This is a genomic window from Mycolicibacterium chubuense (assembly GCF_001044255.1).
Classification (GTDB): Bacteria; Actinomycetota; Actinomycetes; order Mycobacteriales; family Mycobacteriaceae; genus Mycobacterium; species Mycobacterium chubuense.
The window spans coordinates 52,910-65,747 of the sequence record NZ_JYNX01000060.1 but is presented as its reverse complement, the minus strand read 5'-3'; the positions used below and the strand labels follow the sequence as shown (position 1 = coordinate 65,747).

The window sequence follows — 12,838 nt, the reverse complement described above, 5'->3', positions numbered from 1 at the left end:
TGTGGCTGACGACGCGGGGTTCTCGGTCGACGACGCACTGGACCGGTTGTATGCGGCGCGCCCGGAGGACTTCACCGCGCAGCGCACCCGGTTGGCCGCCGAGGCCAAACGCAGCGGCGACGCGGCTGCCGCCAAACAGATCAGCGGCAGCCGCAAACCGACGGTGGCGGCCTGGGTGGCCAACCTGCTCGCCCTGAGGGGTACCGCGCGGGCGTCGCTGGCCGACCTCGGCACCCGGCTGCGCGAGGCGCACGCCGCGATGGACGGCGAGGCGATCCGCACCCTGACCGGTGAGCAGCGCCGGCTCGTCGACGAGCTCAGCCGGGCCGGCTTCCTCGCCGCCGGCGTCGCCGAACCCTCGGCCGCACTGCGCGACGACGTCACCGCGACATTGCAGGCCGCCGTGGCCGATCCCGACGTCGCGGCGCGACTGGGCCGGCTCACCAAGGCCGAACAGTGGTCCGGATTCGGCGAATTCGGCACCGTCACAGCTGTTTCCGCGAAGCGCACGCCGACGCCCGCCAAGGCAGCGCTCGCCAACGAGGCGGACAAGAAGGCCGATGACGAGCGCACCCGCCAGGCCCGCGCGGCTCTCGCGGCGGCCGAACACCGCAAGTCCGAGGCCGACGCCGCACTGACCGACCTGCAGTCCGACCTCGCCAGAGCGCGGTTGCGCGTCGACGATGCCCGCCGTCGTCTCGCCGACGCCGAGCAGGCGCTCTCGGCGGCCGAGGACGCCTACGCGGCGGGCAAGCGGGAGAGCGGCGACGCCACGGCCGCGGTGAAGGCCGCCAAGTCAACGCGATAGCGTGCCAACCGACGGCGTGCGACGGCGCCGGGTAAGCGAAATGCTCAGCGCCGCGCTTACTTTCGGGAGGGCGCTATGCAATCCGACGTCCGCAGGGTGGTGACGGGCGCGTCGATCGGCAACGCGGTCGAGTGGTTCGATTTCGCGATCTACGGCTTCCTGGCGACGTTCATCGCCGCCCATTTCTTCCCGCCGGGCGACGAGACCGCGGGGCTGCTCAGTACCTTCGCGATCTTCGCCGCGGCGTTCTTCGTGCGGCCGCTGGGCGGGTTCGTCTTCGGCCCGCTCGGCGACCGGATCGGCCGGCAGAAGGTGCTGGCGCTGGTGATCCTGCTGATGTCGGCGGCGACGCTGGGCATCGGCGTACTGCCGACCTACGACACCGTCGGGGTGCTCGCCCCGGTGCTGCTGCTGGCGCTGCGGTGCCTGCAGGGTTTCTCCGCGGGCGGGGAGTACGGCGGCGGAGCGGTGTATCTGGCCGAGTTCGCCGACGACGCCCGCCGAGGGGTGACGGTCACGTTCATGGCATGGTCGGGCGTGCTGGGGTTCCTGCTCGGCTCGGTCACGGTGACGGTGTTGCAGACCGTGCTGCCGGCCGCGGCGATGGAGAGTTACGGCTGGCGCCTCCCGTTCCTGATCGCCGGCCCCCTCGGTCTGGTCGGCCTCTACATCCGGCTGCGCCTGGGAGACACCCCGCAGTTCGAGAAGCTCAGCTCCGCCGCCGAGATCGCGCGATCGCCTCTGCGCGAAGCACTCTCGACGTCGTGGCGGCAGATCCTCCAGGTGATCGGCCTGTTCGTCGTGTTCAACATCGGCTACTACGTCGTGTTCACGTTCCTGCCGACGTACTTCATCACAACCCTCGGGTTCTCCAAGGCCGACGCGTTCCTGTCGATCACGCTGGCCGCGACGGTGGCGCTCGTACTGATCCTCCCGCTGGCCTTGCTGTCCGACCGGATCGGACGCCGGCCCCTGCTCGTCGGCGGTGCGGCGCTGTTCGTGGTGCTCGGCTACCCACTGTTCCTGCTGCTGAACTCCGGCTCGCTGGGCGCGGCCATCGCCGCGCACTGCGTCCTCGCGGCGATCGAGTCGGTGTACGTCAGCGCCGCGGTGTCGGCCGGGGTGGAACTGTTCGCCACCCGCATCCGCTTCAGCGGCTTCTCCGTCGGCTACAACCTCTGCGTGGCGCTGTTCGGCGGCACCACGCCGTACGTCGTCACCTGGCTGACCGCGCGCACCGGCGATGCCGTCGCACCGTCCTACTACCTGGTCGCTGCCGCGGTGACGTCGCTCGGGGTGGCGCTCACCCTGCGCGAGACGGCGGGCCGCGCCCTGGCGCGGGTCCAGCAACCCCGGGCTACTCTGGGCACAGGCACCGGAGAAGGGGAGACGCGCAGATGAAGCTTCAGGTGTTGCCCTACGTCAGCGTCGAGGTCGACGAGCGCCTCCGCCGCAGGTTGCGCATCGCGGGCGAGCGAATGCGGGTGAACATGCGGGCCTACCTGCTCAGCGCGGCCGACGACGTCGACACCGCCGTCGACACGGCCGGCGACCGGGTACGCGGGCTGTGCGACCGCGCGGTGAACCGCTTCGATTCCGTCGCGGCGACCGTCACCGACAAGATCGGTCCCGCGCCGGACGCCCGTCCGCGGCTGCGGGTGGTGCGCGACCGCGAGGCCAGCTAGGCCCGCACCCGGCCCGCGCGTCCGCCGACGAAGAACGAGCCGGCGAGGACCACCAGACCGACGACGGCGACCGGGATGGACCAGGACCGCCGCGACGACAGCGCCGAATTGCACTCGGCCACGAAGTCCTTGTGCGGAATGATCTCGTTCAGAACGGGCAGGTTGGCCAGATTCTGGCTGTCCACGTCCCGGGCCTGGGACAGGTCCGCGGCGATCGCGTTGCCGCAGCCGATATCGCCCTGAGGTCCCGGCACCGACACGGGCACCAGCAGTCCGATGACCCCGACCAGCAAAACCACCGCACCGGCGATCAAGAGCAACCTACGCAGATTCATGGCCCGGGTTATGCCCAGTTCCGCGCTGCCGAAACAAGATCGATCGTTTGCCGACGTCGAGCCGGGTGGGCAGCGCCCCCTGCGATGTGCTGTCCTTGTCGGGTGATCGGCCATGGGGTGACCGTCCTGCTGTCGTTGTTGGCGGCGGTGTTTCTGGCCATCGGCATCGTGGTGCGGCAGCGGGCCACCCTGGACGTGCCCGCCGAACACGGCGTGAGCAGCGTCATGTTCCTGACGTTGATCCGCAGGCCGCTGTGGTGGGGCGGCACCGCCGCGGCCATCGCCGGCTACGTGTTCCAGGCGCTCGCGCTGGCCAACGGGTCCCTGCTGCTGGTGCAGCCGATCCTGGTCTCGGCGCTGCTGTTCGCGCTACCGCTGTCGGCCCGGCTGGCGCACCGCCGGGTCACCCGGGCGGAGTGGGCCTGGGCGCTGCTGCTCACCGCGGCGCTCGCGGTGTTCGTGGTGCTGGCCAAGCCCAGCCCGGGCGACTACGAGGCGACGCTGAGCACGTCGGCGGTCGTCGCGGTGGTGTGCACGGTGGCGGTGCTGGCCTGCGTGGCGGTGGCGCTGCGCAGCGTCGGGTGGCGCCGCGCGGTGCTGCTGGCCGTCGCGGTGGGCGTGCTGTTCGGCGTCGTCGCGGTGCTCACCAAACTCGTCATGCATGTGCTCACCCACGAGGGAGCGCTCGCGGTGCTCCTCACCCCCGTGCCGTACCTGCTGGTGCTGCTCGGGGTCGTCGCGGTGCTGTTGCAGCAGTCCGCCTTCCATGCGGGCTCCCTGCAGACCTCCGTGCCGACGATGCTGACGCTCGAACCGGTGGTCGCGGTGCTGCTCGGGGCAATCGTGCTCGGCGAGCACCTCGACGTCGGCCGGTGGGACGCCGTGGCGCTGGCCGTGTCGACGCTGGCGATGGCCGCGGGCACCATCGCCCTGGGCCGCGACGAGGGCGCCTACGAAGAGCAGCTCGGCGCGCCGCCGCCGGCCACGCCGCCGGGACCGGTCGATCACGCCGCTTCGGGCAGCGAATAGCCGACGGCCCTGGCGGTGTCGCGCAGCGCGCGGCGCAGCTGGTTGCGCCCCCGGTGCAGCCGCGACATCACCGTGCCGAGGGGGACGTCCATCCGCGCGGCGATCTCGCGGAACGTCAACCCCTCCACGTCGGCGTAGTACACCGCGGTGCGGTACACCTCGGGCAGCGCGCGCATCGCGGCCGCGATGGCCGGGTCGCCGAGACGCACCAGCACATCGTCTTCAGGCGACCGGGCCGACATGGCCCGCTGGTGGTGGGCCATCATCTGCGTGTCGGAGATCGCGTCGGTGAACTGCAGGGCCGGCCGGCGCTGCACCTTGCGGTACTCGCCGATGTGGGTGTTGACCATGATCCGGTACAGCCAGCCCGCCAGGTTGGTGCCCTCGGTGAAGCTCGCGAACGCGGCGAACGCCTTGGCGGCCGTCTCCTGCAGCAGATCGTCGGCGAGGTCGGGATCGCGGGTCAGCCGCACCGCGTGCCCGCGCAGCTCGGTGAGCAGCGGAACCGCGTCGCGGGTGAAGCGGACGGCGAGCTGGTCGGTGTCGGTCATCGGGACTCCTCGGCGCGGTGCGGATGATGTCTTCGACCTTTCCGCGCGCCACCTCGGTCGTCTGCCCGGCTGACCCCCATCTCCTTTCCGGACAACCGCCGCGTCGACTACCGGCTAGCCCCCACCCCAGGACGCCCAGCGGCGGATCCGGATGCTGACGACGGGGCCGTTGAGCGCAACCCGTTCGTACTGCGGGTACTTCGCCCGCAACTGTGAGTAACCGATGGCGACCTCGTCGCCGGAGGTGTGGATCGTCGCGGTCCCGTCCGCGCGCACCCACCACAGCCGCGCCCAGTCGTCGTCGTAGTGGTCGACCAGCAGGCTGACCGCGGGGTTGTTCTCGATGTTGGCCAGCCTGCGCAGGTGCTGGGTGGACTTCGGCTTCGCGTCGACCGCGGTGTACACCAGATCGTCGCGGCCGGCGGCCATCGCGAAGACGACCGGCACCACGTGCGGTGTGCCGTCGGGGCGCACCGTGGCCAGAGCCGCCACCGGTGCTTCGGTGAAGGCGGTGACCGTCTCGTCAGGTGTCACCCGCTCAACCCTAGGCGCGGGCAGTGCCGGCGGGATATGGTTCACCGCGATGACACGGCCAGGCAACCGCTGCGCCACCGCGCCGACTCCTGCTCACCGGAAGGTCTCATCCATGCCTGCTTCCGCTTCACTGTTCTCCCGGGTCCTCGCGTGTGCCGCGTCCGCGCTCGTCGTCGCCGGGATCGCGGCGTGCGCGCCGCCGGAGAACAAGGATTCCGGCGCGCAGACCGAGTCCGGCGTCAAGGCCGCCGAGGCCACGTCGGCGCAGGACTTCGGCGGGATGGACGGCCTGGTGAAGGCGGCCAAGGGCGAGGGTGCGCTGAATGTCATTGCGCTGCCGCCGGATTGGGCCAACTACGGCGCCATCATCAAGGCCTTCTCCGACAAGTACGGCATCAAGGTCACCTCGGCGCAGCCCGATGCGTCCAGCCAGGACGAGATCAACGCCGCCAACCAGCAGAAGGGCCGCAGCAGCGCACCCGACGTGTTCGACCTCGGCCAGTCGGTGGCGCTGGCGAACACGGCGATGTTCGCGCCGTACAAGGTCGCCACCTTCGACGACATCCCGGCCGCCTTCAAGGATCCGAACGGCGCCTGGGTCAACGACTACGGCGGCTACATGTCGATCGGTTTCGACTCGGCCAAGGTGCCGCCGGTGACGAACGTCAACGATTTGCTGAAGCCGGAGTACCAGGGCAAGGTCGCCCTCAACGGCGATCCCACCCAGGCCGGCGCCGCGTTCTCCGGTGTGCTGATGGTGGCGTTGTCCCAGGGCGGGTCGGCCGACGACATCGCCCCGGGTGTCGAGTTCTTCCGGAAACTCAAGCAGGCGGGCAACTTCCTGCCGGTCGACCCGACGCCGGCGACCATCGAGTCCGGGCAGACACCGGTGGTGATCGACTGGAACTACACCAATTCGTCTGAGACCAAGAAGCTTCCGTCCTGGACTGTGCTGGTACCACCGAACAACGCGGTCGCCGGCTACTACTACCAGGCGATCAACAAGGACGCCCCGCACCCCGCCGCCGCCCGACTGTGGCAGGAGTTCCTCTACAGCGACGAGGGGCAGAACCTGTTCGCCCAGGGCGGTGTTCGGCCGGTGCGCGCCGACAACATGGCCGCCGCCGGCACCCTCGACAAGGCGGTCGCCGCGGCGCTGCCGGTGGTCGAGGGTCCGGTGACGGTGCCCACCCCGCAGCAGACCGAGGCCGCGTCGAAGTATCTGTCGGAGAACTGGGCCGCCGCGGTTGGCTGACATGCGTCGGGTGCGAGACGGCCTGCCGCTGCTGCCGTTCCTGGCCGTCGTCGTCATCTTCCTGATCATCCCGACGGTCACCGTCGTGGTGAGCGCGGTGTACGTCGACGGGGTTTTCTCGCTGGGCCGCATCGCCGCGCTGTTCACCGGGACGGCGCTCTCGGCGCTGTGGAACAGCGTGCTGCTCTCCGGGGCCACCGCGATCCTCGGCGCGCTGCTCGGCGCGGTCATGGCGTGGCTGATCGTCAGCAGCCCGCCGACGTCGATGGTGCGCCGCACCGTGCTGTCGTTGTGCAGTGTGTTGGCCCAGTTCGGCGGTGTGGCATTGGCTTTCGCGTTCCTCGCGACCGTCGGGCTGAACGGGGTGCTGACCCTGTGGGTGCAGCAGGCGACGGGCTGGAACCTCGCCGGATCGGGCTGGCTGTACGGCCTCGGCGGGCTGATCCTCGTCTACACCTACTTCCAGATCCCGCTGATGGTGATCGTGTTCGTGCCGGCGCTGGAGGGTCTGCGCGCCCAGTGGCGCGAAGCCGCTGTCAGCCTGGGTGCCTCGACGTGGGACTACTGGCGCGAGGTGGCGATCCCGCTGCTGACACCGGCGTTCCTCGGCTCGGCACTGTTGTTGTTCGCCAACGCTTTCGCCGCGTACGCGACCGCCGCCGCACTGGTCAGCCAGGGCAGCCCGATCCTGCCGCTGCTGATCCGCGCCTCGCTGGTCAGCGAGGTGGTGCTGGGTCAGGCCGGGTTCGCCTACGCACTCGCGCTGGAGATGATCGTCGTGGTGGCCGTCGTCATGGCGGCCTACAACCTGCTGGTGCGGCGCAGTTCCCGGTGGCTGTCATGAGAACGGCGGTGCGCGGGGCACTGTGGGTGTTGTTCGGCGTCTTCTTCCTGTTCCCCCTCTACGCGATGGCCGACTTCTCCACCCGCAACCTGCTCTCCGGCGGGCGCACCGGGCAGGCGTGGGCCAACCTGGTGACCGACGAGGCGCTGTACCGGGCGATCGTCGTGTCGCTGTCGCTGGCGGTGCTGACCGTGGCCGCAATGCTGATCCTGTTGGTGCCGACGATGATCTGGGTGCGGCTGCGCGCGCCGTGGGCCAAGGGGTTGGTCGAATTCCTGTGCCTGCTGCCGCTGACGATCCCGGCGCTGGTGATCGTCGTCGGGCTGCGCAACGTGTACCTGTGGGTGACCTACCTGCTGGGGGAGTCACCGCTGACGCTGACGTTCGTCTACGTCGTCGTGGTGCTGCCGTTCTCCTACCGCGCCATCGACGCGGCGCTCTCGTCGATCGACCTGCAGACGCTCTCGGAGGCGGCGCGGTCGCTGGGCGCGGGCTGGATCACGACGATCACCCGCGTCGTGGTGCCGAACATCTGGTCGGGCATCCTGTCGGCGGCGTTCATCTCGATCGCCGTCGTGCTCGGCGAATTCACGATCGCGTCGCTGTCGGGCTACGAGACGCTGCAGGTGCAGATCGTGCTGATCGGCAAGAGCGACGGGCCGACCTCGGTGGCGGCGTCGCTGGCCACACTGCTGTTCGGGTTCGCGCTGCTGCTCATCCTGTCGCTGGTCACCCGGGGACGCCGCCATCAGACGGGAGTGACGCTGTGACATCGGACGCCGTGAAATCCGCCGGAGTGGCCGTCGAGCTGACCGAGCTGACCCGCCTCTACGGGACGACCCGCGCCCTCGACGGGCTCACCCTGCACATCGAACCCGGCGAGCTGGTGGCCCTGCTCGGCCCGTCGGGGTGCGGGAAGACGACCGCGCTGCGCATCCTCGCCGGGCTCGACGAGGCGACCTCGGGCACGGTGTCGGTCGGCGGCGTCGACGTCAGCAACGTGCCGGCCAACAAGCGCGACATGGGCATGGTGTTCCAGGCCTACAGCCTCTTCCCGCACCTGACCGTGCTCGACAACGTCGCGTTCGGCCTGAAGATGCGCGGAAAAGCCAAGCGCGACAGGCTCGCCCGCGCTGCGGACATGCTCGACCTGGTCGGGCTCGGCGAGCTGGGCGGCCGGTACGCCAAGGAGCTGTCCGGCGGTCAGCAGCAGCGGGTGGCGCTGGCCCGCGCACTGGCGATCCAGCCGCGGGTGCTGCTGCTCGACGAGCCGCTCTCGGCGCTCGACGCCAAGGTGCGCACCCAGCTGCGTGACGAGATCCGGCGCGTGCAGCTCGACGTCGGGACGACGACACTGTTCGTCACCCACGACCAGGAGGAGGCGCTGGCCGTCGCCGACCGGGTGGGGGTGATGAGCCAGGGCCGGCTCGAGCAGCTCGCCGCCCCGGCCGAGCTGTACGCCAACCCGGCCACCCCGTTCGTCGCCGACTTCGTCGGGCTGAACAACAAGGTGCCCGCGCGGGTGTCCGGCGGCCGGGCCACACTGCTGGGGGTGTCGGTGCCCGCATCGGCGGGTTCGGTCGACGGCCCCGGTCTGGCGATGGTGCGCCCGGAGTCGGTGACCGTCGCCGCCGACGCGCAGGGCGCCGCGACCGTCTCCGCGGTGTCGTTCCTGGGCGCGATCTCGCGGGTCAGCGTGGCGGTGCCCGACGGCCCGGTGGTGATGGCCCAGATGGCGAGCTCGGCGGCGCGCGCGCTGCGGCCCGGCGACCGGGTCAGGCTGGGCGTGGACAGCGACGGCGTGCTGGTCACCCCGGCCTGAGGATCAGACGTCCCTGACGGGGTCGATGCCCAGATCCCGGTAGGTCACCAGCGCGTGAAACGGGATGCCGCGCTTGGCGAATCGCGCGGCGGCGACGTCGCCGCGGTCGACCATCGGGATCACCCCGGTCACCACCACCCCGAGCGGCAGGATCCGCTCGAGCGCCAGTTCGGTCGACCCGCCGGTGCTGATCACGTCGTCGACGAGCAACACCCGGTCGCCGGCCTGCAGCCGGGTGCCCTCGACCCACTGCTCGCGGCCGCGCTGTTTCTGCTCCTTGCGCACCGAGAACCAGGCCTTGCCCGTCACCATCGCCACGCCGTGCGCCAGCGGGTCGGCGCCCATCGTCAGGCCGCCGACGGCGTCGAACTCGATGCCCTGCGCGGCGGCCAGATCCGCGACGGCCCGGCTGACCACGGCGAGGCGCTCCCCGGTGTCGACGGCGTACTTGCCGTCGATGTAGTCGTGGCTGAGCTGGCCGCTGGCCAACTTGAACGGCTCTTCGCGACGTTCGTGGCCGCGGGTGCGGATCAGGTCGAACGCGGCCTGCCAGGTCTCGGGACGCTGCGCGGTGGTCATAGCGCGATCGTAATGCCCGCCATGACTCAATGCCCGCGCGCGCGACGCGTCAACTCGACCGCAGCCGAACGCAATTCATCGATCGAATCGATCGGGGCGGCGAAACCGACACGGGTGTAGGCCATTCCGCGATCGGTCTGCAGCCGCAGATCCAGGCCGTAGCGGTCCACGCCGGTGCACGACGCGGCCGTGGTGTCGGGGTAGCCGCCCAGCGCGCGTGCCATCGCGGCCAGCGCGTCGGCGTGGTCGTCGTTGAGGTGCGCGACGGCGCCGGCGGCGTACGGGCCGACCGGGTCGGGTGCCGCCGCGGTGTAGTCGGCGCCGCTGGTGGACTCCATCCGGCCGTAGCCGCCCACCCAGCGCACCCGCTGCACCCGCAACACCCACAGCGAGAAGTCGGTGTAGTCGATGTAGTACTTGGCGGCCGCGACGGCCGCCAGGTGCGCTTCCCGGGCGGCGGCCTGCTCGTCACCCTGGGGCCGCTCGACCCGGCCCGCCAGCGTCACCCGCGCGTTGGCCAGCGGATCGGACTCCGTGGCCGGCGCGACGATCGCCAGGCTCGCCCGCGGATCACCCGCGAGATTGCGGCCGTGCTCGGCGAGATTCGACACGCACAGCACCGGCGCGCCGTCGAGCAGGCCGTAGGTGACGAACGAGGCCCACGGATCGCCGTCGGCGGTCAGGCTCGCCAACGTCGCGGAGTTCGTCGACGCCGCGATGGTGCGGGCCTCCTCCGCGGCCGACTGCCGGGCCGGATTGGCCGGCGCGGTCAACGGCGGCGGGACGGTCGGCGCATCGCCGGGGTCGCCGTGATCGCGGGGCGGGCTGGCGGACGTCACGTCGGCACGATAACCCAACTGACGGGGGCGTCGATTTGTTGTGATCCGCAGCAAATCCCGATTCGGGCTGGCACTTGTGCCGATGTGAGAGAATCACGATGGGAGTCAATTCATCGGCACGGTCGAGATGGGGGCATCATGGCGAAGCCCGCGCTGCGCGCCTTCGCGGCCGCCGGCGTGATCTCGCTGGGCCTGCTGATCGGCGGCTTCACCGCGGCCCCGGTGCTCGCCCAGCCGTCCGACTCCGACGGGTCCTCGCAGAGCGGGTCCACGGACACGGGGACCTCATCCGGGACGACCGGCTCCGGCTCCGATTCCACCGCCTCCAGCAAACCTGATACACCTACCGGGAGTAGCGATCCCGACTCGTCGGCGCAGACTCCCGACGACACCGACAGCCCGTCGGTGTCCGTCGACACGAGCGTCGACGAGGAAACCCGCAGCGGGGGCTCGGGGGGCTCCACCGAGCCGGACGTCGCGCCCCCGACGAAAGCACCGCAGAGGACCAGCAACTCCATCACCCTGCCGATGCTGCGTCTGCCGGCGCCCGGCGAGATCCCGTTCGGCAAGCTGCCTGCGCCGTCGACCTTCTACACCACCGTGCAGATTCCGGTGCCGACGCTCACCGAGTTCCTGTCCGCTCTGCAGATCCTGCCGCCTCCTCCGCCGCCCGGGCCGTCGTTCCGCACCCAGGAGGAGGCGCCCGTCGTCGACGCCGGCACCGGCACCGCGGTCGGCGGCGGCAGTGGCGCGGGAGCCGATCCCACCGTGTTCCGCGCCCCGCTGGTCGTCACGGTTCCGCGGGCCATCACCGTCGCCGGAGCCGGACCCAAGCCGGCGGTGCGTGCGCCGGGCGGCGTTCCCGCCGAGCCCGGGTTCACCGCGCCCGGCGTGGCCGGGGCCAACACCCCGGTGATCCGCGGCTCGGTCGCCCCGACGCCGGGCACCACCGCCCGGCCCATGGCCCGCGAGGGCGCACCGCGCCCCGAGGGCATGCGGCGGGCGGTGCTCAATCCCACGCTGGCACAGATCGCGGCGGTGGCTCTGCCCGGAGTGGCGGGCCTGGCACTGCTGACCTTCGGCGGCGGCGTGATCGGATACCGCCAGGCCAACAGCGTGCGCTTCGTGCGGACGGCCGGCGCCGAGCGCTTCCTGCCCTGAGGGCGCGTGATTCGTCTCCCGCCCTGCCGGGTAGGTGAGGACGTGTCCCATCCCGACGCAGGAGAACCGTCATGACGCTGCCCTTCGGTGACTGGATCGTCCGCCAGCGCTGGTACGCCGGCCGCACCCGCGTGCTGGCCGATGCCGCGCCGGCGGCGGTCACGCCGCTGCAGCCCGACCTCGACCACGTGCTGCTCGACGTCTCGTACACCGACGGCGCCGCCGAGCGCTACCAGGTGCTGGTCCGCTGGGCCGATGCCCCGATCGACGGGTTCGGCGACGTCGCGCGGATCGGCTCCGACGGAGACCGGCTGGCCTACGACGCGATGTACGACCCGCAGGCCGCCCGGCACCTCCTGGCGCTGATCGACCGGTCCGCGACCGTCGGCCCGCTGACGTTCGTCAAGGAGCCCGGCATCGATCTGCCGCTCGACGCCGCACCGCGGGTGTCGGGTGCCGAGCAGAGCAACACCAGCGTGATCTTCGGCCGGGACGCGATCCTCAAGGTGTTCCGCCGCGTCACTCCCGGTATCAATCCCGACATCGAACTCAACCGCGAACTGGCCCGCGTGCAGAACCCCCACGTGGCCGTGCTGTTCGGCTCCTTCGACACCCAGTGGGGCTCGCAGCCGTGCGCGCTGGGGATGGTGACGGCGTTCGCCGCCGACAGCTCCGAGGGTTGGGACATGGCCACGGCCAGCGCCCGCGACGACTTCACCGACTTCACCGAGGAGTCGCGCCTGCTCGGCGAAGCGGTCGCATCCGTGCACGCCGCCCTGGCCCAGACGCTCGGCACGTCGACGGTCACCTTCCCGGTCGACACCGCGCTCGCGCGGCTACAGACCGCGGTCGCCGCGGCGCCGGCCCTGGCGCCGCACGCGCCGCTGATCGAGGAGCGCTACCGCAAGCTGGCCGACGAGACGCTGACCGTGCAGCGGGTGCACGGTGACCTGCACCTCGGTCAGGTGCTGCGGACCCCTGCGGCGTGGCTGCTCATCGACTTCGAGGGCGAGCCGGGACAGCCGCTCGACGAACGGCGCCGGCCCGATTCGCCGTGGCGCGACGTCGCCGGCGTGCTGCGCTCGTACGAGTACGCCGCCTACCAGCGGCTGGTCGACCACAGCGGCGACGGGGCGCTCGCCGAGCGGGCGCGCCAGTGGGTGGACCGCAACAGCACCGCGTTCTGCGACGGGTACGCCGCCGTCGCGGGGGAGGATCCGCGCGCGTCGGGTCAGGTGCTCGCGGCCTACGAACTCGACAAGGCGGTGTACGAGGCGGCCTACGAGGCACGCTTCCGGCCGTCGTGGCTGCCCATTCCGATGCGATCGATCGAGCGCATCCTCAGCGCCTGAGCGGCGCCGGGAGACCAGAAAAGCTGGCAACCGTGGCCACCCGG

At 71.1% G+C, this 12,838-nt stretch carries 15 protein-coding genes; 10 read left to right on the top strand and 5 right to left on the bottom strand.

The features are described from left to right. Position 1: 1 nt before the first annotated feature. The 3 genes from MCHUDSM44219_RS21090 (at position 2) to MCHUDSM44219_RS21080 (ending at position 2,493) form a co-directional block, all read left to right on the top strand. Positions 2–808, top strand: a complete 807-nt coding sequence (locus tag MCHUDSM44219_RS21090; RefSeq protein ID WP_048420200.1) for a hypothetical protein — start codon at positions 2–4, stop codon at positions 806–808. A 75-nt stretch (positions 809–883) separates the two neighbouring features. After that, positions 884–2,209, top strand: coding sequence for an MFS transporter (locus tag MCHUDSM44219_RS21085; RefSeq protein WP_048420199.1), 1,326 nt, complete (start codon positions 884–886; stop codon positions 2,207–2,209). Continuing rightward, positions 2,206–2,493, top strand: coding sequence for a hypothetical protein (locus MCHUDSM44219_RS21080; RefSeq protein ID WP_048420198.1), 288 nt, complete (start codon positions 2,206–2,208; stop codon positions 2,491–2,493). Before MCHUDSM44219_RS21085 ends, MCHUDSM44219_RS21080 begins: the two co-directional genes overlap by 4 nt. On the opposite strand, the gene MCHUDSM44219_RS21075 is transcribed toward MCHUDSM44219_RS21080, so the two are convergent. Next, positions 2,490–2,828, bottom strand: coding sequence for a hypothetical protein (locus MCHUDSM44219_RS21075; RefSeq protein WP_048420197.1), 339 nt, complete (start codon positions 2,826–2,828; stop codon positions 2,490–2,492). The genes MCHUDSM44219_RS21080 and MCHUDSM44219_RS21075 overlap by 4 nt on opposite strands. 102 nt (positions 2,829–2,930) lie before the next feature. On the opposite strand from MCHUDSM44219_RS21075, the gene MCHUDSM44219_RS21070 reads away from it, so the two are divergent. Next, the gene (locus MCHUDSM44219_RS21070; RefSeq protein ID WP_201778165.1) at positions 2,931–3,857 is read left to right on the top strand and encodes a DMT family transporter; all 927 of its coding nucleotides are present in this window, start codon (positions 2,931–2,933) and stop codon (positions 3,855–3,857) included. Here MCHUDSM44219_RS21070 and MCHUDSM44219_RS21065 read toward each other — a convergent pair. Together MCHUDSM44219_RS21065 and MCHUDSM44219_RS21060 are read right to left on the bottom strand one after the other, a co-directional pair. Beyond that, entirely contained in the window at positions 3,833–4,408 is a 576-nt protein-coding gene (locus MCHUDSM44219_RS21065; protein WP_048420196.1) for a sigma-70 family RNA polymerase sigma factor, read from the bottom strand. The genes MCHUDSM44219_RS21070 and MCHUDSM44219_RS21065 overlap by 25 nt on opposite strands. A 114-nt stretch (positions 4,409–4,522) precedes the next feature. Continuing rightward, complete coding sequence (locus tag MCHUDSM44219_RS21060; RefSeq protein ID WP_048420195.1) at positions 4,523–4,942, bottom strand: TIGR03668 family PPOX class F420-dependent oxidoreductase; 420 nt, start codon at positions 4,940–4,942, stop codon at positions 4,523–4,525. Between the two features lie 112 nt (positions 4,943–5,054). Between MCHUDSM44219_RS21060 and MCHUDSM44219_RS21055 the strand changes: the two genes are divergently transcribed. Genes MCHUDSM44219_RS21055 through MCHUDSM44219_RS21040 form a run of 4 tightly spaced genes read left to right on the top strand, consistent with a single transcriptional unit; the run spans position 5,055 to position 8,863 of the window. Beyond that, positions 5,055–6,197: an ABC transporter substrate-binding protein gene (locus MCHUDSM44219_RS21055; RefSeq protein ID WP_048420194.1), complete on the top strand. Its 1,143-nt coding sequence runs from the start codon at positions 5,055–5,057 to the stop codon at positions 6,195–6,197. A gap of 1 nt (position 6,198) precedes the next feature. Beyond that, positions 6,199–7,041, top strand: a complete 843-nt coding sequence (locus tag MCHUDSM44219_RS21050; RefSeq protein WP_413783630.1) for an ABC transporter permease — start codon at positions 6,199–6,201, stop codon at positions 7,039–7,041. Then, positions 7,038–7,811, top strand: coding sequence for an ABC transporter permease (locus tag MCHUDSM44219_RS21045; RefSeq protein ID WP_048420192.1), 774 nt, complete (start codon positions 7,038–7,040; stop codon positions 7,809–7,811). Before MCHUDSM44219_RS21050 ends, MCHUDSM44219_RS21045 begins: the two co-directional genes overlap by 4 nt. Positions 7,812–7,822: 11 nt before the next feature. Beyond that, positions 7,823–8,863, top strand: a complete 1,041-nt coding sequence (locus MCHUDSM44219_RS21040; protein ID WP_048420455.1) for an ABC transporter ATP-binding protein — start codon at positions 7,823–7,825, stop codon at positions 8,861–8,863. A 3-nt stretch (positions 8,864–8,866) separates the two neighbouring features. Here the strand turns inward: MCHUDSM44219_RS21040 and pyrE are convergent, their stop codons facing one another. Both pyrE and MCHUDSM44219_RS21030 read right to left on the bottom strand, forming a co-directional pair. Beyond that, entirely contained in the window at positions 8,867–9,442 is a 576-nt protein-coding gene (gene pyrE / locus MCHUDSM44219_RS21035) for an orotate phosphoribosyltransferase (RefSeq protein ID WP_048420191.1), read from the bottom strand. A 26-nt stretch (positions 9,443–9,468) separates the two neighbouring features. Next, positions 9,469–10,281 (bottom strand): HugZ family pyridoxamine 5'-phosphate oxidase, encoded by an 813-nt coding sequence (locus tag MCHUDSM44219_RS21030; protein WP_048420190.1) that lies wholly within the window; start codon positions 10,279–10,281, stop codon positions 9,469–9,471. 138 nt (positions 10,282–10,419) lie between these two features. On the opposite strand from MCHUDSM44219_RS21030, the gene MCHUDSM44219_RS21025 reads away from it, so the two are divergent. Continuing rightward, positions 10,420–11,442, top strand: coding sequence for a hypothetical protein (locus MCHUDSM44219_RS21025; RefSeq protein WP_048420189.1), 1,023 nt, complete (start codon positions 10,420–10,422; stop codon positions 11,440–11,442). Positions 11,443–11,513: 71 nt separating this feature from the next. Further along, positions 11,514–12,794: a maltokinase N-terminal cap-like domain-containing protein gene (locus tag MCHUDSM44219_RS21020; RefSeq protein ID WP_048420188.1), complete on the top strand. Its 1,281-nt coding sequence runs from the start codon at positions 11,514–11,516 to the stop codon at positions 12,792–12,794. Positions 12,795–12,838: the final 44 nt, after the last annotated feature.